This window comes from Saccharothrix sp. NBAS 001 (assembly GCF_056640475.1).
The window spans coordinates 6,436,914-6,457,477 of sequence record NZ_CM153251.1 but is presented as its reverse complement, the minus strand read 5'-3'; the positions used below and the strand labels follow the sequence as shown (position 1 = coordinate 6,457,477).

16 protein-coding genes are annotated in these 20,564 nt (G+C 70.9%); 11 read left to right on the top strand and 5 right to left on the bottom strand.

The annotated features are described in order from the left end of the window. The first annotated feature begins 264 nt into the window (after nucleotides 1-264). The gene (locus AC0HI0_RS27665) at nucleotides 265-1,047 is read left to right on the top strand and encodes a DoxX family protein (RefSeq protein ID WP_480926420.1); all 783 of its coding nucleotides are present in this window, start codon (nucleotides 265-267) and stop codon (nucleotides 1,045-1,047) included. A gap of 996 nt (nucleotides 1,048-2,043) precedes the next feature. On the opposite strand, the gene ilvD is transcribed toward AC0HI0_RS27665, so the two are convergent. The 3 genes from ilvD to AC0HI0_RS27650 form a co-directional block, all read right to left on the bottom strand. After that, complete coding sequence (ilvD, locus tag AC0HI0_RS27660; RefSeq protein ID WP_480926419.1) at nucleotides 2,044-3,888, bottom strand: dihydroxy-acid dehydratase; 1,845 nt, start codon at nucleotides 3,886-3,888, stop codon at nucleotides 2,044-2,046. Nucleotides 3,889-3,964: 76 nt separating this feature from the next. Then, on the bottom strand, nucleotides 3,965-4,405 hold the full coding sequence (locus AC0HI0_RS27655; protein ID WP_480926418.1) for a vitamin K epoxide reductase family protein: 441 nt from the start codon (nucleotides 4,403-4,405) through the stop codon (nucleotides 3,965-3,967). Then, nucleotides 4,402-4,797 carry a PH domain-containing protein gene (locus AC0HI0_RS27650; RefSeq protein WP_480926417.1) on the bottom strand — a complete coding sequence of 132 codons (396 nt, stop codon included), beginning with the start codon at nucleotides 4,795-4,797 and terminating at the stop codon, nucleotides 4,402-4,404. Before AC0HI0_RS27650 ends, AC0HI0_RS27655 begins: the two co-directional genes overlap by 4 nt. Before the next feature lie 288 nt (nucleotides 4,798-5,085). Between AC0HI0_RS27650 and AC0HI0_RS27645 the strand changes: the two genes are divergently transcribed. The 4 genes from AC0HI0_RS27645 (at nucleotide 5,086) to AC0HI0_RS27630 (ending at nucleotide 8,860) form a co-directional block, all read left to right on the top strand. After that, a complete protein-coding gene (locus tag AC0HI0_RS27645) occupies nucleotides 5,086-6,924 on the top strand; it encodes an acetolactate synthase large subunit (RefSeq protein WP_480926416.1) in 1,839 nt (612 codons plus the stop codon). A gap of 49 nt (nucleotides 6,925-6,973) precedes the next feature. Continuing rightward, entirely contained in the window at nucleotides 6,974-7,480 is a 507-nt protein-coding gene (gene ilvN, locus AC0HI0_RS27640) for an acetolactate synthase small subunit (protein ID WP_015104554.1), read from the top strand. A gap of 30 nt (nucleotides 7,481-7,510) precedes the next feature. Beyond that, nucleotides 7,511-8,524, top strand: coding sequence for a ketol-acid reductoisomerase (ilvC, locus tag AC0HI0_RS27635; RefSeq protein WP_015104553.1), 1,014 nt, complete (start codon nucleotides 7,511-7,513; stop codon nucleotides 8,522-8,524). Nucleotides 8,525-8,590: 66 nt separating this feature from the next. Further along, a complete protein-coding gene (locus tag AC0HI0_RS27630; protein WP_015104552.1) occupies nucleotides 8,591-8,860 on the top strand; it encodes a DUF397 domain-containing protein in 270 nt (89 codons plus the stop codon). A gap of 105 nt (nucleotides 8,861-8,965) precedes the next feature. Here AC0HI0_RS27630 and AC0HI0_RS27625 read toward each other — a convergent pair whose 3' ends face one another. Continuing rightward, entirely contained in the window at nucleotides 8,966-9,736 is a 771-nt protein-coding gene (locus tag AC0HI0_RS27625) for a hypothetical protein (protein WP_480926415.1), read from the bottom strand. A gap of 486 nt (nucleotides 9,737-10,222) precedes the next feature. Here AC0HI0_RS27625 and serA point away from each other — a divergent pair, with 486 nt between their 5' ends. Further along, nucleotides 10,223-11,812, top strand: coding sequence for a phosphoglycerate dehydrogenase (gene serA / locus AC0HI0_RS27620; RefSeq protein WP_480926414.1), 1,590 nt, complete (start codon nucleotides 10,223-10,225; stop codon nucleotides 11,810-11,812). Nucleotides 11,813-11,848: 36 nt separating this feature from the next. Here the strand turns inward: serA and AC0HI0_RS27615 are convergent, their stop codons facing one another. Then, a complete protein-coding gene (locus AC0HI0_RS27615) occupies nucleotides 11,849-12,469 on the bottom strand; it encodes a hypothetical protein (protein WP_480926413.1) in 621 nt (206 codons plus the stop codon). A 263-nt stretch (nucleotides 12,470-12,732) separates the two neighbouring features. Between AC0HI0_RS27615 and AC0HI0_RS27610 the strand changes: the two genes are divergently transcribed. The 5 genes from AC0HI0_RS27610 (at nucleotide 12,733) to AC0HI0_RS27590 (ending at nucleotide 20,539) form a co-directional block, all read left to right on the top strand. After that, on the top strand, nucleotides 12,733-16,065 hold the full coding sequence (locus tag AC0HI0_RS27610; protein ID WP_480926412.1) for a S8 family peptidase: 3,333 nt from the start codon (nucleotides 12,733-12,735) through the stop codon (nucleotides 16,063-16,065). A gap of 228 nt (nucleotides 16,066-16,293) precedes the next feature. Next, complete coding sequence (locus AC0HI0_RS27605) at nucleotides 16,294-17,331, top strand: 3-isopropylmalate dehydrogenase (protein WP_480926411.1); 1,038 nt, start codon at nucleotides 16,294-16,296, stop codon at nucleotides 17,329-17,331. Nucleotides 17,332-17,709: 378 nt separating this feature from the next. Further along, nucleotides 17,710-18,732, top strand: coding sequence for a FecCD family ABC transporter permease (locus AC0HI0_RS27600; protein WP_480926410.1), 1,023 nt, complete (start codon nucleotides 17,710-17,712; stop codon nucleotides 18,730-18,732). Between the two features lie 6 nt (nucleotides 18,733-18,738). Then, entirely contained in the window at nucleotides 18,739-19,515 is a 777-nt protein-coding gene (locus AC0HI0_RS27595) for an ABC transporter ATP-binding protein (RefSeq protein ID WP_480926409.1), read from the top strand. A 43-nt stretch (nucleotides 19,516-19,558) separates the two neighbouring features. Further along, nucleotides 19,559-20,539 carry an ABC transporter substrate-binding protein gene (locus tag AC0HI0_RS27590; protein ID WP_480926408.1) on the top strand — a complete coding sequence of 327 codons (981 nt, stop codon included), beginning with the start codon at nucleotides 19,559-19,561 and terminating at the stop codon, nucleotides 20,537-20,539. The last annotated feature ends 25 nt before the right edge of the window (nucleotides 20,540-20,564 follow it).

The window sequence follows — 20,564 nt, the reverse complement described above, 5'->3', positions numbered from 1 at the left end:
GCCTTTCCCCGGCGCTTCCGCCGTCGCCTCACGCGTGCTTCCGGCGACCCCTCCCGCCGCTTCTTCTTCCACCCTTCCCCTCCCCGCTCCGCCCACGCTTCCGTGGCCCGGTAGGTCCAGCTCCAGCGGTCGCCCGAAGCGCCCAACACCCGCGATAGCGCCCGATACCCCCTCGATGGGGCGCGAAACTAACCCATTCGGGTGAAGGCCGGCCGCGTAACGGACGCTCGCGGTGGTCCTCCGAACCTCCTAACGTGCGGGTGCGTGGCTACTGACGATCGCTCGAAGAGCCCGAGCGGCTACTCCGACGACGGTTTCTATTCGACATCGACGAGCGGCGTGGGCGGAGGAGCACACCACTTCGACGACGGCACCGGCACCGGTACCGGCACCCAGGCGTTCGGCAAGGACACCACCGCCTTCAACAAGGACACCAGCAGCTTCGACACCTCCGGCTACACACCGGTGGACACGTTCGGGCAGACCGCCGCCACCCACTACGACGACGAGGACGAGCGCAAGCCGTTCGCCTGGTCCGGCAGCGCCGACCTGGGCCTGCTGGTGCTGCGCGTCGCGCTCGGCGCGGTGTTCATCGGACACGGCGCGCAGAAGGTGTTCGGCGCGTTCGGCGGCCCCGGCATCGACGGTTTCGCGCGCCAACTGGCCGACTTCGGCTACCGCGAGGAGAAGATCCTCGCGTGGGTCACCGGCATCACCGAACTGGCCGGCGGCGGACTGCTCGTGCTTGGACTGTTCACCCCCCTGGCAGCGGCGGGCATCCTCGGCGTGATGGCCAACGTCATCGCCCTCAAGTACGGCGGCAGCCTCTTCCCGCCAGACGGCTTCCGCCGCTTCCTCAACTCGAACGGCGTCGAGCAGGAACTCGCCTACGCGGCCATGGCGTTCGCCCTGGTCTTCGCCGGCCCCGGCCGCGCCGCACTCGACTACAACCGCAGCTGGTTCCGCCACCCACTGCTGACGGGCTTCATCTGCTTCGTCCTGGCCGCCGGCGCAACAGCCGCGACACTCCTCGTCTTCCGCACCTGACCACCCCCGGGCCTGCCGAACCCGACGCCACCACCCCCGGGCCTTCCGCACCTGACCACTCTGGCCCAGCGCACCGACCCGCCTCCTCCGCCCACCACCGTCGCCACTCGCCTCGGGCCTCCAAACCGACCGCCGGCTCCGCCAGGCCACGCTGCCAACTCCGCCAGACCGTCGGCCGGGCTGCCGCACGTCCGGCACCGGATCAGCATCAGCGTGGCCGGCGTCCGGTCGTCGCCATTCCCTCCCGGGCATCGCCCGTCCTACGGCCAACGTCCTACGGCCGGCCAACGTCCTACGGCCAAGCCCGCCCGGTCGGACTCGCCCAGCCACGCTGGCCCAGCCACGTCACGCTGGCCCAGCCCAGCCCAGCCCAGCCAGCTCACGCCAGCCCAGCCACGCCCGACCGGACAGATCCGATCGGACAGATCCGATCGGCTGGCCTCGCACAGCGCCATTCCCGACTGGACTGATCCGACCAGTTGGGGCTCGCCCTGACCGGTCCGTCTCGCTCACCGGCCAGGTGGCCCGTGCGCTGAGGTCCTGGACCGTGGCTCGTCCTGTCTGAGCGGGTCCATGTCTGCTTGCCTCTGGTGCGTGGTGCGTGGTGCGTGGTGCGTGGTGCGTGGTGCGTGGGTCTGGCCTGGGCGCAGCCTTGGGTTGGGGGCTGGGTGGAGGGCCTGGTGGGGCGTGGCCTGGGGCGGTGGGGCGGTGGGGCTGGAGTGGACGGGGCTGGAGTGGACGGGGGCTGTGTGTAGTTGTGTGGGGAGGCGGGCCGGGGTGTGGGCCGGGTGGTGCGAGTTCTCGCCGCCGTGTGCCGCGCTCCTTGTTTACGGCAACGAAATTGCGTGCCGGAAAGTGCCCGAATTCGGTCCCACCATCGGATGGTTCTGGGTCCGTCGGTCGGGGGACGTTTGGAGTTTCGCTCCGTATGCGACTACCCGCCTGAGTGCCGGTTGGGCGTTCAGGCGGGTAGTCGGTTTGTGCTGCTTTCGGATTTTACCGGTTCACGTCTCGGACTGCGCCCTTTGACGCGTCGGTCGTGAGCAGTGCGTACGCCCGCAGGGCCGCAGTCACCGGGCGGACTCGGTCCTCTGGCTGCCACGGGCGTTCGGAGGCTTCCATCTTCGCCCTGCGCTCGGCCAAGACCTCGTCGGGCACCTGGAGTTCGAGGCGGCGTTCGTGGATGTCGATGACGATCCGGTCGCCGTCCCGGACCAGGCCGATGGTCCCGCCGCCCGCCGCTTCCGGCGACACGTGGCCGATCGACAGGCCCGACGTCCCGCCCGAGAAACGGCCGTCGGTGATCAGGGCGCATTTCCTGCCCAGCCCCGCACCTTTCAGGAACGCGGTGGGGTGGAGCATTTCCTGCATTCCCGGTCCGCCGGCCGGTCCTTCGTAACGGACCACCAGGACGTCGCCGGGCTGGATTTGCTTGTTCAGGATCACCGAGACGGCCTGTTCCTGCGATTCGACGACCCGCGCGGGGCCTTCGAAGTGCCACAGGTCCTCGTCGATCCCGGCCGCCTTGATCACGGCCCCGCGCTCGGCCAGGTTGCCGTGCAGCACGGCCAAGCCGCCGTCCTTCGTGTACGCGTGCGCGACGTCGCGGATGCAGCCGCCCGCCGCGTCGGTGTCGAGCTTCGACCACCGGTTGGTGGTGGAGAACGCCTGGGTCGTCCGCACGCCACCGGGGGCGGCGTGGAACAGTTCCACGGCCTTCTCCGACGGCGCTTCGGCGCGCACGTCCCACGCCGACAGCCACGACGCGACGTCCGGCGAGTGCACCGTGCGGACGTCCTCGTTCAGCAGCCCCGCGCGCCACAGTTCACCCAGCAGTGCCGGGATGCCACCCGCCCGGTGGACGTCTTCCATGTGGTAGTCCGAGTTCGGTGACACCTTCGACAGGCACGGCACCCGCCGGCTCAGCTCGTCGATGTCGGCCAGGGTGAAGTCGATTTCACCCTCCTGCGCCGCCGCGAGGATGTGCAGCACCGTGTTGGTCGAGCCGCCCATCGCCATGTCCAGCGCCATGGCGTTCTCGAACGCCGCGCGCGACGCGATCGAGCGGGGCAGCACCGACTCGTCGTCTTCGCCGTAGTACCGCTTGCACAGTTCGACCACCGTGCGACCGGCCTCGGCGAACAGGTCGCGCCGCGCCGCGTGCGTCGCGAGCGTCGAGCCGTTGCCGGGCAGCGCCAGGCCGAGTGCCTCGGTGAGGCAGTTCATCGAGTTCGCGGTGAACATCCCGGAGCACGACCCGCACGTCGGGCACGCGGAGCGCTCGACCTCGGTCAGCCCGGCGTCGTCGACGTCGGGGGACGCGGACGCGGCGATCGCGGTGATCAGGTCGGTGGGCGCGACGGCCACGCCGTCGACCACGACGGCCTTGCCGGCCTCCATCGGCCCGCCGGAGACGAACACCACGGGGATGTTCAGCCGCATCGCCGCGTTGAGCATGCCGGGGGTGATCTTGTCGCAGTTGGAGATGCACACGATGGCGTCGGCCTGGTGCGCGTTGACCATGTACTCGACCGAGTCGGCGATGATCTCGCGCGACGGCAGCGAGTACAGCATCCCGCTGTGCCCCATGGCGATGCCGTCGTCCACGGCGATGGTGTGGAATTCGCGCGGCACGCCGCCCGCCTCGCGCACGGCCTCCGCCACGATGTCGCCGAGGTCGCGGAGGTGCACGTGACCGGGCACGAACTGCGTGTACGAGTTGGCGATGGCCACGATCGGCTTGCCGAAATCGCTGTCGGTCATGCCGGTGGCGCGCCACAGCGCGCGGGCCCCGGCGGCGTTGCGGCCGTGGGTCGTGGTGCGGGAACGGAGCGGTGGCACGGCTCCTCCAGAATCTGCGTCTCAAGCGGTGTCGCGAAAGGCGCCGGGTGGGCGCCGTAAGACCGGGAGCGGTGCCTTAGAGGCTACTCCGCCGCAACGCCGCCGTGACCAGCACGCCCGCGAGCGCGAGTGTGATGACGTGCACGGCCGTGCACCACAGGCAGATCTTGCCGATCAGCACGAACTCGGCCGCGACGAGGTAGACGACGAACAGCACGCCCACGCCGATCGAGCCGAGCCGCACCCAGTGCAGCCGTTCGTCCCGCCACGCGACGGGCAGGCACAGCAGGGTCATGAACACGAAGAAGGCCAGGCCGAGGATCGCCACCGGGATGCCGGCGAGTTCGGACTGCTCACTGCTGGTGACGGTGCCGCAGTCGATGACCTCGCCCTCGGCGCACAGCAGCACGCCGGCGGAGAAGTGCGCCACGGTCATGTAAACCGACACCGCGAGTCCCGCGAGCGACAGCACGAGGCTGACCACGGGCACCCACCGGACCTGAGTGTTCGACGTCACTCCGCTGACTCTACGGAGTCGGGTGTTGCGTTCGGGTCAGGGACCCGACCACCGCTCACGTGTGCCAGCGCGGGCAGGTGACCGACCCGGACGGCGGGCAGCCGGACCAGTGAACCGTCCTTGAGCACGGCGCTCAGCCAGCCCTTCGGCACGACCTTGATGGCCTGCACGTCGTCCCACGCGACGACCCGCTTGCCGAACGTCGCACGGGCGACTAGCTGCGAAGAGTCCACCGTGGTCCGGTTTCGCACCACCCACCACGCGAACGCCAGCGGCACCAGGTAGACGGCCTGGAGGCCGGGTGCCGCCCACGCGAACGGGGTCGCGCAGATCGCGATGGTGGCGGCGGCGAGCAGGGCGGGCGCGGGTATCCGGAAGACGAGCTTGTCCACGTGCCGAGATGCTGCCAAAGACCCGCCGACCGGGTGACTCCGGGCTGGTTTCACCCGGTCGTGGGTGTCCACCATCCGGGAGTGCCGTCCCGCACAGTTGACGCCCCTTGCGGTTGACGGTTAACGTCACCGCCATGCAGCGCAACCTCATTCTCGTACTTCCCAGGCGCGTCGACGCCTAGGCAGGTACAGGCTGCGTCGACGCGCGACCCTCGTTCGACCCGTTCGGGTTGACGAGGGTTTTTTCGTGCCCGGACCGTGCATTCTCCACACCCACGAGGCAGACAGATGACCAGCGCAACCTCGCGACCGGCTCCCGGTGAGCCGACGTCGCCCCGCCCTGGACCGCGGCCGAAACCGGCCCCGCCGAGCGGCGCCCCCCTCCGCGTGACCGGCGCCCAGTCCCTCGTCCGCTCCCTCGAAGCGGTGGGCTGCGAGGTGGTGTTCGGCATTCCCGGCGGCACGATCCTGCCCGCGTACGACCCGCTGCTCGACTCCACGAAGGTGCGCCACATCCTGGTGCGCCACGAGCAGGGCGCGGGTCACGCCGCGACCGGCTACGCGCAGGCCACCGGCCAGGTCGGGGTGTGCATGGCCACCTCCGGGCCGGGGGCGACGAACCTGGTCACGCCGCTGGCCGACGCGAACATGGACTCGGTCCCGGTGGTCGCCATCACCGGCCAGCAGTCCCGCCCGCTGATCGGCACGGACGCGTTCCAGGAAGCCGACATCTGCGGCATCACGATGCCGATCACCAAGCACAACTTCCTCGTCACCGACGCCGCGGACATCCCGCGCGCGATCGCCGAGGCGTTCCACCTGGCGTCCACCGGACGTCCCGGCCCCGTCCTGGTGGACATCCCCAAGGACGTGCTCCAGGAGATGACCTCGTTCTCCTGGCCGCCGGAGCTGCGCCTGCCCGGTTACCGGCCGACGACCCGGCCGCACGGCAAGCAGGTGCGCGAGGCCGCGAAGCTGATCGCGGCGGCCAAGCGCCCCGTCCTGTACGTGGGCGGCGGTGTCATCAAGGCCGAGGCGTCGCCGGAGCTGCTGCGGCTGGCCGAGGAGAACGACATCCCGGTCGTCACCACGCTGATGGCGCGCGGCGCGTTCCCGGACTCGCACCGCCAGCACCTGGGCATGCCCGGGATGCACGGCTCGGTGTCGGCGGTGGCCGCGATGCAGAAGGCCGACCTGCTGGTGGCGCTGGGCGCGCGGTTCGACGACCGGGTGACCGGTCAGCTGTCGTCGTTCGCGCCGGACGCGCAGGTCGTGCACGCCGACATCGACCCGGCGGAGATCTCCAAGAACCGTCGCGCGGACGTGCCGATCGTGGGCGACTGCAAGGAGATCATCGCCGAGCTGATCGACGCGGTGCGCGCCGAGAAGGAGAACGCGAACCGGGTGGTCGACCTGTCCCCGTGGTGGGAGCAGCTGGACGCGTTGCGCGCCACGTTCCCGGTGGGCTACGACTGGCCGGAGGACGGGACCCTGTCGCCGCAGTACGTGATCGAGCGGATCGGCGTGCTGACCCCGCCGGACACGCTGTTCACGGCCGGTGTCGGGCAGCACCAGATGTGGGCCGCGCAGTTCGTGAAGTACGAGCGCCCGCGCACCTGGATCAACTCCGGCGGCCTGGGCACCATGGGGTTCGCGGTGCCCGCGGCGATGGGCGCGAAGGCGGGCGTGCCGGACGTCCAGGTGTGGGCGATCGACGGCGACGGGTGCTTCCAGATGACCAACCAGGAGCTGGCCACCTGCGCCATCGAGAACATCCCGATCAAGGTCGCCGTCATCAACAACGGCAACCTGGGCATGGTCCGCCAGTGGCAGACCCTGTTCTACGGCGAGCGCTACTCCAGCACCGACCTGGGCACGCACAAGCACCGCATCCCGGACTTCAAGCTGCTCGCCGAGGCGATGGGCTGCGCCGGGCTGCGCGCCGAGTCCCGCGACGAGGTGGACGCCGTCATCGAGCAGGCCATGGAGATCAACGACCGCCCGGTGGTCGTCGACTTCGTGGTCGGCAAGGACGCCCAGGTGTGGCCGATGGTCGCGGCGGGGACCGGCAACAGCGAGATCATGGCCGCGCGGGGCATCCGCCCGCTGTTCGACGAGGACGAGTGATGTTCCCCGGACGGCCGGCCCGCGAGGATCGAAACGACGAGGACGAGTGATGACTAGGCACACCCTGAGCGTTCTGGTCGAGGACAAGCCCGGTGTCCTCGCGCGGGTGGCGGGGCTGTTCTCCCGCCGCGGCTTCAACATCGAGTCGCTCGCCGTGGGCCGCACCGAACACCCCGACATCTCCCGGATGACGATCGTGGTCTCCGTGGAGGAACTGCCGCTGGAGCAGGTCACCAAGCAGCTCAACAAGCTGATCAACGTCATCAAGATCGTGGAGCTGGAGACGACCGCGTCGGTGCAGCGCCAGTTGCTGCTGGTGAAGGTCCGCGCCGACGCGACCGTGCGCAGCCAGGTCCTCGAAACGGTGCAGCTGTTCCGCGCGAAGGTGGTCGACGTCTCCCCGGAGGCGGTCACCGTCGAGGCCACCGGGACGTCTGAGAAGCTCGACGCGCTGCTGCGGATGCTGGAGCCGTACGGGCTCCGCGAGATCGTCCAGTCCGGCATGGTCGCCATCGGCCGTGGCGCCCGCTCCATCACCGCGACCGCGGTGCGCTGAAATCCGTTTTGTAGGAAGGAAGTACCACCAGTGAGCGTCGAGATCTTCTACGACGACGATGCCGACCTGAGCATCATCCAGGGGCGCAAGGTCGCGGTCATCGGCTACGGCAGCCAGGGTCACGCCCACGCGCTGAGCCTGCGCGACTCCGGCGTCGACGTCCGGATCGGCCTGCCCGAGGGCTCGAAGTCCCGCGCCAAGGCCGAGGAGGAGGGGCTGCCGGTCGGCACCCCCGCCGAGGTCTCGGCCGAGGCCGACCTGATCATGATCCTGGCCCCGGACACCGCGCAGCGGCACATCTACGCGCAGGACATCGCGCCGAACCTGAAGGACGGCGACGCGGTCTTCTTCGGCCACGGCTTCAACATCCGCTACGGCCTGATCGAGGTGCCGTCCAATGTGGACGTCGCCATGGTCGCGCCGAAGGGGCCGGGCCACCTGGTGCGCCGCCAGTTCGTCGACGGCAAGGGCGTGCCCGCGCTGATCGCGGTCGAGCAGGACGCCACGGGCGGCGCGCAGGCGCTGGCCCTGTCCTACGCCAAGGGCATCGGCGGCACCCGCGCGGGCGTCATCAAGACGACGTTCAAGGAGGAGACCGAGACCGACCTGTTCGGTGAGCAGGCGGTGCTCTGCGGCGGCGCGTCGGCGCTGGTGCAGGCCGGTTTCGAGGTGCTGACCGAGGCCGGCTACGCGCCCGAGGTGGCCTACTTCGAGTGCCTGCACGAGTTGAAGCTGATCGTCGACCTGATGTACGAGGGCGGCATCGCCCGGATGCGCTACTCCATTTCGGACACCGCCGAGTACGGCGACCTCACCCGGGGCCCGCGCGTCGTGACGCCCGGGGTCAAGGAGGAGATGCGCAAGATCCTCGGCGAGATCCAGGACGGCACGTTCGCCACCGAGTGGGTGAACGAGGACGACGCCGGCCGCGGCAACTACAAGAAGTTGCAGCAGGAGGGTGAGCAGCACCCGATCGAGGAGGTCGGCAAGAAGCTGCGCGGTCTCATGTCGTGGGTCGACCGGCCCATCACCGAGACCGCCTGAGTCTCTACCGGCAAGACGGAGCCCGCGGTGTCCACGACGCCGCGGGCTCCGGTATATCTAGGCCCCATGAGTGACAGCGCGCCGATCTACGACGACAAGGCCCACGTGCGGGGCAACCTCGACCTCACCGGCGCGGCCTGGATCCGCAGCGACGAAGGTGCGGAAGAGGAGGAGGAGCACGTCGAGATCGCGTTCGTCGAGCACACCGACGGCGTGACGTACACGGCGATGCGGAACTCCGCGCACCCCGAAGGCCCCGTCCTGGTGTTCACCCCCGCCGAGTGGGAGGCGTTCATCCTCGGCGTCAAGGACGGCGAGTTCGACGAGCCCTGGTAGGGCCTCGGGGCAGTGCCGTGCCGGGCAGTGCCGTGCCGTGTCGGACAGTGTCGGGCAGTGCACCGGTGACCGGGCCTGGGCGGTCCGGGGTCGGTGGGGGTGCGGTCAGCCTCGCCAGAACCGCCGTGCTTCGCCGACCAGGCAGTCGCACAGCGACTCGCGGTACCCGCACCACCAGCACTCGGGCTCCGGCGGCCGGGGTTGCGCCCGCATCGTGCGGACAAGGGGTTTCGGTGTGGTGGCGCGCCGGAACGTGGGTGCCGGCGTGGTCGGCGGGGTGCAGTTCAGCCACGCCACCGGGTGTAAGCGGCCGCAGCGCGGGCACTGGTTCATCCGGTAGACGCCGGTGGTGGGCAGCGTGCGGGACGCCGGCGAGAGGTCCAGGGCGTGGCCCGCGCCCCACGTGACCGTCCGGCCGTCGACGGCGGTGAACGGGTGCGGCCGGGTGAACAGCTGGTCCCGGCGCGCCGCGAACGCGCCCAGCGCGTACGTGCCGGGCGGCACCGCGATGTCGACCGGTTCGCCGAGCCGCGCCGGGACGATCAGGCCGCTGTGGGTCTGCCTCCCGGTCAGCACCAGGCCCACCGGGTCGCCTCGGCGCAGGCCGAGACCGCGTGCGGACGCGGTGAGGTTCGGCCGCACGGTCACCACGTCGCCGCCGACGTCCGGCCGCACGGCGGCACCGGTCGCGTCGAACGCGCGGCGCGGCGTGCCGGTTTGGTCGAACAACGCGGCTCTGCGGTCGTACAGGTAGCGGGCGGCGAACACGGCGAACGGGCCGACCGGGCCCAGGACGAGGGACGCGGCCAGCTCGGCCACCAGGAGGTAGCCCTCCCGGCGCTCCGCGTCGGTGGGGCGGAACAGGTAGTCGGTCATACCCGCTCCGATGCCGTTGCGACGCCCGGGAATACAGCCGGGCGCGCAGCCTGGGGTCACGGCTTCGGCACGGCTGCCGGAAGCGGGTTCAACGGCGGGGAGCCCCGGCCCGAACCCGTCCGCCGACGCCGTGCCCGCGCGGGTCGAGCTGGGCCGCACGTTCGGGTGGGGCCGCCGTCCACCTCGCGTGGCCGGCCGCGCCGCTGCGCACGATCGCCCGGGACCGCAGCGCGCTCAGCACGCGTGGCGACACCTCGACGTCGTCCGGCCGCCCGGTGCCCGGTGATCCACCCGGGCCGGCGATATAGGACACTCGTACGGGAAACCAGCAGGTGAGACAGGGCACCCGGGTGACGGGAGCGGCGTCGGCGCCGGATATGCTCGTTAACAACCCGGACACATTGCCGTGGCCGGCCGCGCGGGTCTCGGCTCGCTGTGACGGCCCCGCGCTCCCCACCCGCCTTGCACACCACCGGGAGCACGTCCGTGACCAAGCCCGTTGTCTTGATCGCCGAGAAGCTAGCCCCGTCCGTTCTCGACGTCTTCGGCGATGACATCGAAGTGCGCCACGTCGACGGCACCGACCGTCCCGCGCTCCTCGAAGCCGTCGCCGACGCCGACGCGCTGCTGGTCCGGTCCGCCACGAAGGTGGACAAGGAGGTCTTCCAGGCCACCACGAAGCTCAAGGTCGTCGCCCGCGCGGGCGTCGGGCTGGACAACGTGGAGGTGCCGGCGGCCACCGAGCGCGGCGTCATGGTGGTCAACGCGCCGACGTCCAACATCGTCAGCGCCGCCGAGCACGCCGTGGCCCTGCTGCTGGCCACCGCCCGGCAGATCCCCGCCGCGCACGCCACCCTCCAGAACAACGAGTGGAAGCGCAGCAAGTTCAACGGCGTCGAGATCAACGGCAAGACCGTCGGCGTGGTCGGCCTGGGCAAGATCGGCCAGCTGTTCGCCGCCCGGATCGCCGCGTTCGGCACCGAGGTCATCGCCTACGACCCGTACGTGAGCGCGCAGCGCGCCGCCCAGCTCGGCATCGAGCTGGTCACCCTGGAGGAGCTGCTGGAGCGCGCCGACGCGATCTCCATCCACCTCCCGAAGACCCCCGAGACCAAGGGCCTGATCGGTGCCGAGCAGCTGGCCAAGGCCAAGCGCGGGGTGATCATCGTCAACGCCGCGCGCGGCGGCCTGGTCGACGAGCAGGCGCTGGCCGACGCGGTCGCGGAAGGCCAGGTCGGCGGCGCGGGCATCGACGTGTTCAGCACCGAGCCGACCACCGAGAGCCCGCTGTTCGGCTTGCCGAACGTGGTCGTCACGCCGCACCTGGGCGCGTCCACCACCGAGGCGCAGGACCGCGCGGGCACGGACGTCGCGAAGTCGGTGCTGCTCGCGCTGCGGGGCGAGTTCGTGCCGGACGCGGTGAACGTGCAGGGCGGCGGCGTGGTCGGCGAGGAGGTCCGCCCCTACCTGCCGCTGGTGCAGAAGCTCGGCGGGGTCGTCGCGGCGCTGTCCGCCAAGGCCCCGACCAGCGTCACCGTCGAGGTGCGCGGCGAGCTGTCCAACGAGGACGTCGCGGTGCTGCCGCTGGCCGCGCTGCGCGGCGTGTTCTCCAGCGTGGTCGAGGAGCAGGTGACGTTCGTCAACGCGCCGAGCCTCGCCGCGTCGCTGGGCGTCCAGGTCGACCTGGTCAAGGAGCCGGAGAGCGCCAACCACCGCAGCCTGGTGACGGTGCGCGCGGTGCAGGCCGACGGCGCGGTGATCACCGTGTCCGGCACGCTGACCGGCCTCGACCAGGTGGAGAAGGTGGTCGGCGTGAACGGCCGCGGCTTCGACCTGCGCGCCGAGGGCAACGTGCTGCTGCTGGAGTACCCGGACCGGCCGGGCGTGATGGGCGCGGTCGGCACCCTGCTGGGCGAGGCGGGCGTGAACGTCGAGGCGGCGCAGATCAGCCAGACCAAGGACGGTTCGGACGCGTTCATGCTGCTGCGCGTCGACCGGCCGGTGGACACCGCGGTGCTCGACCCGATCGGCGCGGCGGTGGGTGCGCACACGGTGCGCGCGGTCGACTTCGGGTGATCCGGAGGCGTTGAGCGTTCCCCGGCGGGCCGGGGGTCACGAGTAGCGGTGCTCCCGGGGTTCGCCCCGGAGGTCCCGCAGCACCAGGACCCCCGGCCCGCCGACGTCTTCGCAGTCGGGGCCGTGCAGGTCCAGCCCGCCCAGGTCGGCGACCGGCCCGGTGCCGAAGTACGCGGGGTCCAGGTCGAACGCGACCCGGGTGCCCGCGCCCGGCGGCGGGTCGAACGGCTCGGCGTCGGTCACCGGGCGCAGCCGGGCGAGGTGCTGCCGCAGGCCGCGACCGTCGCGCCACACCTCCACGGTGGTCCGCGCGGACAGCGCCGCCGCCGCTGCGGCGTACCACCGGCAAGGCCCCAGCAGCGACCCGTGGTGGCCCAGGCCGGCCGGGTCGCGCGGGTCCTCGGGCAGCAGGTCGACCTGGTCGTCGCGCACGGTGAACGCCAGGTCGCCGTGCACCTCGGCGACGACGTGCGGCGTGTGGACGGGCGCGAGCGCCGCCGCCGGGTGCAGCCCGTGGCCCAGGACGGCGGTGAGCACGCGGGTGGCCAGGCGCGGGTCGTTCAAGCCGACCCCGAAGTACAGGCCGGGCCGGTGGGGCACGCTGTCGGCGAATTCGAGAATCGTGATGACGGCCTTGGAGTACGCGTTCCCGGACACGGTGGGAGTCTATTCGGCCGAATCCGGTTCAACCGGTATCGCCGCAGGTCCCGGCGGTGTCGCAGTTGACGGTTGGTCCACAAATCTGTGGGTGCCATCACTCTTTCGGTCTAAATGATCGGCTCGGCGGAACGATTAGGTTCCACCCCACGAGGTCGACCCGGTGCCGTAGAGGGCACGGCACCGCGCGGGCAGCTCCACCCCTACCGGTTACCGAGCGACGCTGCCTGCCGGGTCGAATCAGACCTCGGTTGGGGCACGTTGTGAGCCGATCTCGCGTTGTCGCCAGATCAGCGGTACCGGTGTTGGCGGCGATCCTCGTCGCCGGTTCGACCGCCGGTCCCGCGCTGGCCGCGGAGGATCAGCCGGCCGAGTCCGTAGCCGCCGCGCACGGACTGGACGCCGGCAAGTTGCAGTTGAAGGTGGGCAAGCGGCTCTCGGTCGCGCAGGGCCAGGTCACCGCGTTCGTGGAGGTCGAGGCCAAGCCGGCCGTCGACACCTACACCGAGAAGACCAGCCAGGGCGCGACGAAGCAGCAGGCCAAGGAGGCCGCCAAGGCCACGAAGAACGACACCGCCAAGGTGGTCGACTCCGTGGTGGGCGACCTCAAGGGCAAGGACGCCGCGACCAAGGAGGTCTACCGGACCGCCAACGGCGTGGTGGGCGTGGTCGTCACGGCCAACGCCGACAAGGTCCGGGAGATCGCGCAGCGCGCGGACGTGAAGTCCGTCCGCACCGTGGTCCCGAAGTCCCGGCAGAACTCCTCCGCCGTCCAGCTGACCAACACCCTCAAGGTGTGGCAGCAGTACGGCAAGCTCGGCGACGACACCCGCATCGGCATCATCGACACGGGTATCGACTACACGCACGCCGACTTCGGCGGTCCGGGCACCATCCCGGCGTTCGAGGCGATCGACGAGACCAAGGTCGACGCCTCGTACTTCCCGACCGCCAAGGTGGTCGGCGGCTACGACTTCGTCGGCAACGGCTACGACGGCGCGAGCAAGGACCCGGCCGTCAACACCCCGAAGCCGGACCCGAACCCGATCGACTGCAACGGCCACGGCTCGCACGTCGCCGGCACGTCGGCGGGCTTCGGCGTCAACGCCGACGGCTCCACCTTCAAGGGCGACTACACCAAGCTGACCGGCGACTCGCTCAACGCGCTGCGCATCGGCCCCGGCACCGCGCCGAAGGCCCTGCTCTACGCGCTGAAGGTGTTCGGCTGCGAGGGCTCGACCAACGTCACCGCGCAGGCCCTGGACTGGTCGCTCGACCCGGACGGCGACGGCGACTTCTCCGACCACCTCGACGTGGTCAACCTGTCGCTGGGCTCCGACTACGGTGCCCCGGACGACCCGGACTCGCTGTTCGTCCGCAAGCTCAACGCCTCCGGCGTCGTGACGGTGTTCTCCGCCGGCAACGGCGGCGACCTGTACGACATCGGCGGCTCGCCGGGCAGCACCCCCGAGTCGCTGACCGTGGCCAGCACCCGTGACGCGTACGTGCTGCGCGACGCCGCCGAGGCGACCGCCCCGGCCGACGTCGCGGGCCCCAAGGCCGGCCAGTACAGCCAGTCCTACAACTACGAGGGCAAGTCGGTCACCGCGCCGGTCGTGCCGCTGGGCGACGCCGCCAACAAGGACGGCTGCCTCCCGCTGTCGGCCGCCGACGCGGCCGCCGTCAAGGGCAAGATCGCGTGGCTGGAGTGGGACGACAACGACGCCAGCCGGCGTTGCGGCTCGGGCGCGCGGTCGAACAACGTGACCGCGGCGGGTGCCGTGGGCGCGGTCTTCAGCTCCACCCTGGAGAACTTCAGCGCGGGCATCGCGGGCAACGCGGCGATCCCGGTCATCCAGCTCACCGGCGGCGCGACCGCGTCGGTGCGGCCGGCGCTGACGGCGGGCACGCTGACCGTCCGGCTCGCGGGCGACCTGCGCACCACGCTGCCGACCTACGACCAGTCGATCACCGACACGCCCAGCTCGTTCACCTCGCGCGGCGTGCGCGGCCCGGTCGTGAAGCCGGACGTGGCCGCGCCCGGTGACACCATCGCCTCGGCGGCGGTCGGCTCGGGCAACAAGACCGCGGTGCTCAGCGGTACCTCCATGGCGGCCCCGCACACCACGGGCATCGCCGCGCTGGTCCGCCAGGCCCACCCGGACTGGACCCCGGAAGAGGTCAAGGCCGCGATCATGAACAGCGCGTCCGCCGACGTGAAGGCCGGTGGCAAGACCTACGCCCCCAACCGCGTGGGTGCCGGCCGGATCGACGGCAAGGCGGCCCTGGACAACCAGGTGCTGGCCTACGTGCAGGACGACCCGGGCGCCGTCAGCGCGTCCTTCGGCGTGGTGGAGGTCACCAAGCCGGTGTCGCTGTCGAAGACAATCAAGGTGGTCAACAAGTCCACCAAGTGGGTCGACTACACGATCGACTACCAGGCCCTGACGACCATCCCGGGCGTCAAGTACGAGCTGTCGCAGAGCACCGTGCGGCTCAGCCCCCGGGGCATCGCCAAGGTCAAGGTCACGCTGAAGATCGACAACCCGGCGGCGCTGCGCAAGACCGTCGACCCGACGGTCGAGGCGAACCACCTCGACGTGCCGCGCCAGTTCCTGGCCGACGCGTCCGGCCGGATCGTGTTCACGCCCAAGAGCGGGTCCTCGGTCGCGCTGCGGGTGCCGGTGTACTCGGCCCCGAAGCCGGCGGCGGACATCAACACGCCGGACAGCGTGACGTTCAAGGGCAACGCCAAGCAGTCGGTGCTCAACCTGACCGGCCGCGGCGTCAACCAGGGCGCCTACAAGTCGCTGGTCAGCGTCCTGGAGTTGCAGCAGACCTCGCCGAAGCTGCGCGAGTGCCGCCGCAACGTGACGACGAACTGCACGCTCAACGACACCGCCAAGGGCGGCGACCTGCGGTACGTGGGCGTCACGTCCACCGCGCCGCTGGCCAAGGCGCAGGGCGAACCGCAGAACGCGCTGCTCGCGTTCGGCCTCGTGACCTGGGGAAACTGGTACAACCTGGGTAACAACACGGTGCCGTTCGTGGACGTCGACACCACGGGTGACGGCGTGCCGGACTACGAGGTCTACGCGAACAAGCTGACCGACACCGACCTGCTGGTGGCGGTCACGCAGGACCTGCGGACCGGCGAGACCGTCGACATCCAGGCCGTCAACGGCCAGTTCGGCGACGTGGACACCAACGTGTTCGACACCAACGTGGTGGTCCTGCCGGTGCTGCTGTCGGCGCTGGGCATCGACGCGAACGCGGACACCTCGCGGATCTCCTACACCTCGGGCGTGTCCGGCTTCTACGTCGCGCCGGGCACGACGAACGGGCTGATCGACTCGATCGGCACGCCGTCGTCGTTCGACCCGCTCAAGCCCGGTCTGTGGGTGCAGGGCGGCGGCGACGCCGCGCTGTCCTACGTGGCCCGTCCGGGTACCGCCCTGGTGGTCAACCGGGACGCCGCGGCGCTCACCGCGGACAAGGCGGACAGCCTGCTCGTGCTCAACCACCACAACGCCACCGGCGACAAGGCGGACGTGGTCAAGGTGAAGGCGACCAGGGGCAACCGCTCGGCGGGCTGAGGCCCGTACGTCGCTCTGGCCGGTCGGGGGTTGCCCCGGCCGGCCAGAGCCGTTTAAGCACATCGGGTGACGGCCGAACGGAGGTACTGAACCGTTCGGGTGTCCCGCAGTACGGGAGACATGGCCACTGAAGTGTGTTCCGAGTGCGGCGAACGGGTCTTCGACCGGTAGCCTTTCGCAAAGGAAACTAGTCCCGCGCAATGGGACTGATACCTGGGAGGTGTGTGGATGCGGCTCGCAGTGATCCCAGGAGACGGGATCGGGCCCGAGGTCGTCGCCGAGGCTCTGAAGGTACTCGGTGAGGTCGTTCCAGCGGCTGAGATCACCCGCTACGACCTCGGCGCGGCGCGCTGGCACGCCACAGGTGAGCTCTTGCCGGAGTCGGTGCTGGGCGAACTGCGCCAGCACGACGCGATCCTGCTCGGTGCCGTCGGGGACCCGTCGGTGCCCAGCGGCATCCTGGAACGCGGACTGTTGCTCCGTCTCCGCTTCGAACTCGACCACCACGTGAACCTGCGCCCGGCCCGGCTGTACCCGGGGGTGCGCAGTCCGATCGCGGACCCGCCGGAGATCGACATGGTGGTCGTGCGGGAGGGCACCGAGGGCCTGTACGCGGGCAACGGCGGCCTCCTGCGCAAGGACACGCCGCACGAGATCGCCACCGAGGTGTCGATCAACACCTCGTTCGGGGTGGAGCGGGTCGTCCGCGACGCGTTCGCCCGCGCGGCCAACCGGCCCCGCAAGCACCTCACGCTGGTGCACAAGACCAACGTGCTCACGCACGCGGGTTCGCTGTGGTCGCGCGTGGTGGAGGAGGTGTCGTTGCAGCACCCCGACGTGACGGTGGCCTACCAGCATGTCGACGCGGCGACCATCCACCTGGTCACCGACCCGGCCCGGTACGACGTGATCGTCACCGACAACCTGTTCGGCGACATCCTCACCGACCTGGCGGCGGCGGTGACGGGCGGCATCGGACTGGCGGCCAGCGGCAACCTGGACGTGACGCGGCGCAACCCGAGCATGTTCGAGCCGGTGCACGGCAGCGCGCCGGACATCGCCGGGCAGGGCATCGCGGACCCGACGGCGGCGGTGCTGTCGGTGGCCCTGATGCTCGACCACCTCGGTGAGCACGAGGCGGCCCGGCGGATCGAGGCTTCGGTGGCGTTCGACCTGGCCACCCGGGACCACGCCTCGCCGGGTGCGACCTACGCGGTGGGCGACCGGCTCGCCGCCCTGGTCAGCTCGAACGTCCGCACGGGCTGATCTCCCGGCGCTCCCCCGGGAGCGACCACCGGTTGTGCCGAAGGCCGCCCCGACCACCACGGTCGGGGCGGCCTTCGGGCTTCCCGGGGCGCGGTCGGCCGGCGCACCGGGCGCGGGCTCGGCGGGGCGGCGGAGTGAGCACGGCCACGGGAATCGTGTTTCGGCAGGTCCACGACGTATGGTCGGCCGAGTCTCCTCGCGGGGGAAGTCCGGTCGAAGTCCGGCGCTGACCCGCAACGGTAGGTCCTCCCGCAGGGAGGGCGAGCCCGATCACCCGCAGGCGGCCGAACGAGCTCCACCTCCTGCCGTGGTCTGCGGGACGGGTGCGACGGTCCTTCGGGCTGCGTGCCGCACGGCCACCCGTCCGAAAGGCGACCGGTGACCAAACGGCTGTGCGCCGGGCTGACCGCGCTGCTCGTCCTGTCGATCGTGTGCGGCGTGGCGCTGGGGCCGGTGAGCATCCCGTTCGCCGACGTCGTGCGCTTCCTGAAGGCGGCGTTCGCCGGTGATGTGATCGAGGTCTCGGAAGCGGGCGCCTACCGGATCGTCTGGGACATCCGGCTGCCCCGCGTGCTGCTGGCCGCCGTGGTCGGCGCGGGCCTGTCCGTGGTGGGCGTGGCGATCCAGGCGATGGTCCGCAACGCGCTGGCCGACCCGTACGTGCTGGGCATCTCGTCGGGCGCGAGCGTCGGCGCGACGGCGGTGGCCACGACCGGCCTGTTCGCGGCGCTGGGCATCTACGCGCTGTCGACCGCGGCGTTCCTGTCGGCCCTGGCCGCGATGGCGCTGGTCTACCTGGCCGCCCGGCGCGGCGGCCTCACCCCGCTGCGGCTGGTGCTCACCGGCACCGCGATGGCCTACGGGTTCTCCGCGATCGCCATGCTGCTGGTGTTCCAGGCGCCGCGCGGCGAGGCGGCCCGCGCGGCGATGTTCTGGCTGCTGGGCAGCCTCGGCGGGGTGACCTGGATGTCGCTGCCGATCGCGGCCACCGTGGTCCTGGCCGGCATCGCCTACCTGCGGTCGCAGGCGAAGAACCTCAACGCGATGTCGATGGGCGACGAGACCGCGACGACGCTCGGCGTGGACATCGCGCGGCTGCGCAAGGTGCTGTTCGTGGTGACGGCGGCGATGACCGGGGTGCTGGTGGCGGTCAGCGGGGCGATCGGGTTCGTCGGCCTGATGCTGCCGCACCTGGTGCGCCTGGTGGTGGGCGCGGACCACCGCAAGGTGCTGGCCGTCGCGCCGCTGGCCGGGGCGTGCTTCCTGATCTGGGTGGACGTGGCGGCGCGGCTGCTGGCCGCGCCCGAGGAGCTGCCGCTGGGGGTCATCACGGCCGCACTGGGCGTGCCGTGCTTCGTGTTCCTGATGCGCGGGCGCGGCTACGTGTTCGGGGGAAGGTGATGCGCGGTGGACGTTGAGGTCGACGGGATCACGGTGGCGGGGATCCTGCGCGGGGTCTCGCTGGCGGTGGGCGGCGGCGAGGTGCACGGGATCGTCGGGCCCAACGGGAGCGGCAAGTCCACGACGCTGCGCTGCGTGTACCGGGCGCTGCGGCCCGGCGGCGGGGTCGTGAGGTTGGCCGGGAAGCCGTTGGACGCGTTCACGGTGCGGGAGAGCGCGCGCGAGATGGCGGCGTTGACCCAGGACAGCCACGTGGAGTTCGACTTCACGGTGGCCGAGGTGGTCGCGATGGGACGGTTGCCGCACCAGTCGGGGTTCGACGGCGAGACGGCGCGGGACCGGGAGATCTGCGCGTCGGCGCTGTCCCGGATGGATGCCGGGGACCTGGTCGACCGCAGCTTCCTGAGCCTGTCCGGCGGCGAGCGGCAGCGGGTGCTGATCGCGCGGGCGCTGGCGCAGCAGCCGAAGGTGCTGGTGCTGGACGAGCCCACCAACCACCTCGACATCAGCCACCAGCTGGCGTTGCTGGCGCTGGTGCGCGGGTTGGGGATCACGGTGTTGACCGTGCTGCACGACCTGAACCTGGCGGCGGCCTACTGCGACCGGGTCCACGTGATGGACGACGGGGTGGTGGTGGCGTCCGGGAAACCGGCGGAGGTGCTGACGCCCGAGGTGTTGCTGGAGGTCTTCCGGGTGCGGGCGCACGTGGTCGCGCACCCGGTCAGCGGGGTTCCGCAGTTGTTGTTCGAGCACCGGTCCGAGGCCGGACCCGGGTCCGGCTGAGCGGCGCGGGCGGGTTTCGACGGTGGTGGCGAGAGGGAGTGCGTTGAAGAGGTTTGTCGCGGTTGCGGTCGTGTTGGGGTTGACGGCGGGGTGCGGGGCGACGATCGCCGAGACGCCCTCGTCCGGGAAGGTGACGGTCCGCAACTGCGGGGTCGACGTGACCTACGAGCAGGCGCCGAAGCGGGTCGTCACCAACGACACGGGGATCGCGGAGCTGATGTTCGCGCTGGGCCTGGGCGACCGGATGGCGGGTTACGTCGTCGGCGACAGCCAGAAGGGCGACCTCGACAGCTCGCCGTGGAAGGCGGACTTCGCGAAGGTGCCCAAGCTGGCCTCGGAGATCAACAAGGAGGTCGTGCAGGGCGCGTCGGCGGACCTGGTGTTCGCCGGGTGGAGCTACGGGTTCTCGGAGAGCACCGGGTTCACCCCGGACGCGCTCAAGGGGCTGGGGGTCGCGACCTACCAGCTCACCGAGGCGTGCCGCAACGGCGTGGGCAAGCAGCGCGGGATCATGCCGCCGCTGGAGGCGCTGTACACCGACCTGGGCAACCTCGGCAAGATCTTCGGCGTCTCCGACCGGGCCGACGCGCTGATCGCGGGCTACCGCAAGCAGGTGTCGGACGCGGAGAAGCTGCTGTCCGGCAAGCCCCGGCCGAAGGTGTTCCTGTACGACAGCGGTTTGGACCAGCCTTTTACGGCGGGGAAGAACGCGGCACCGCAGGACATCATCGGCAAGGCCGGCGGTGACAACATCTTCGGCGACCTGGACGACACCTGGACCACGGTGGGGTGGGAGGCCGTGGTCTCCCGCGCGCCCGAGGTCATCCTGATCAACGACTACGCGGACAGCGACGCGAGCACCCCGGAGCAGAAGAAGTCGTTCCTGGAGTCGTACCCGGCGTTGAAGGAGGTCCCGGCGGTGCGGGACAAGCGGTTCTTCGTGCTGCCGTACGCGGCGCTGGTCGAATCGCCCCGCAACCCGGCGGCGATCGAGTCCTTCGCCCGGTTCCTGGCCGGGGGCTGACGCCGGGACCGTCGCAAGTGGTCGG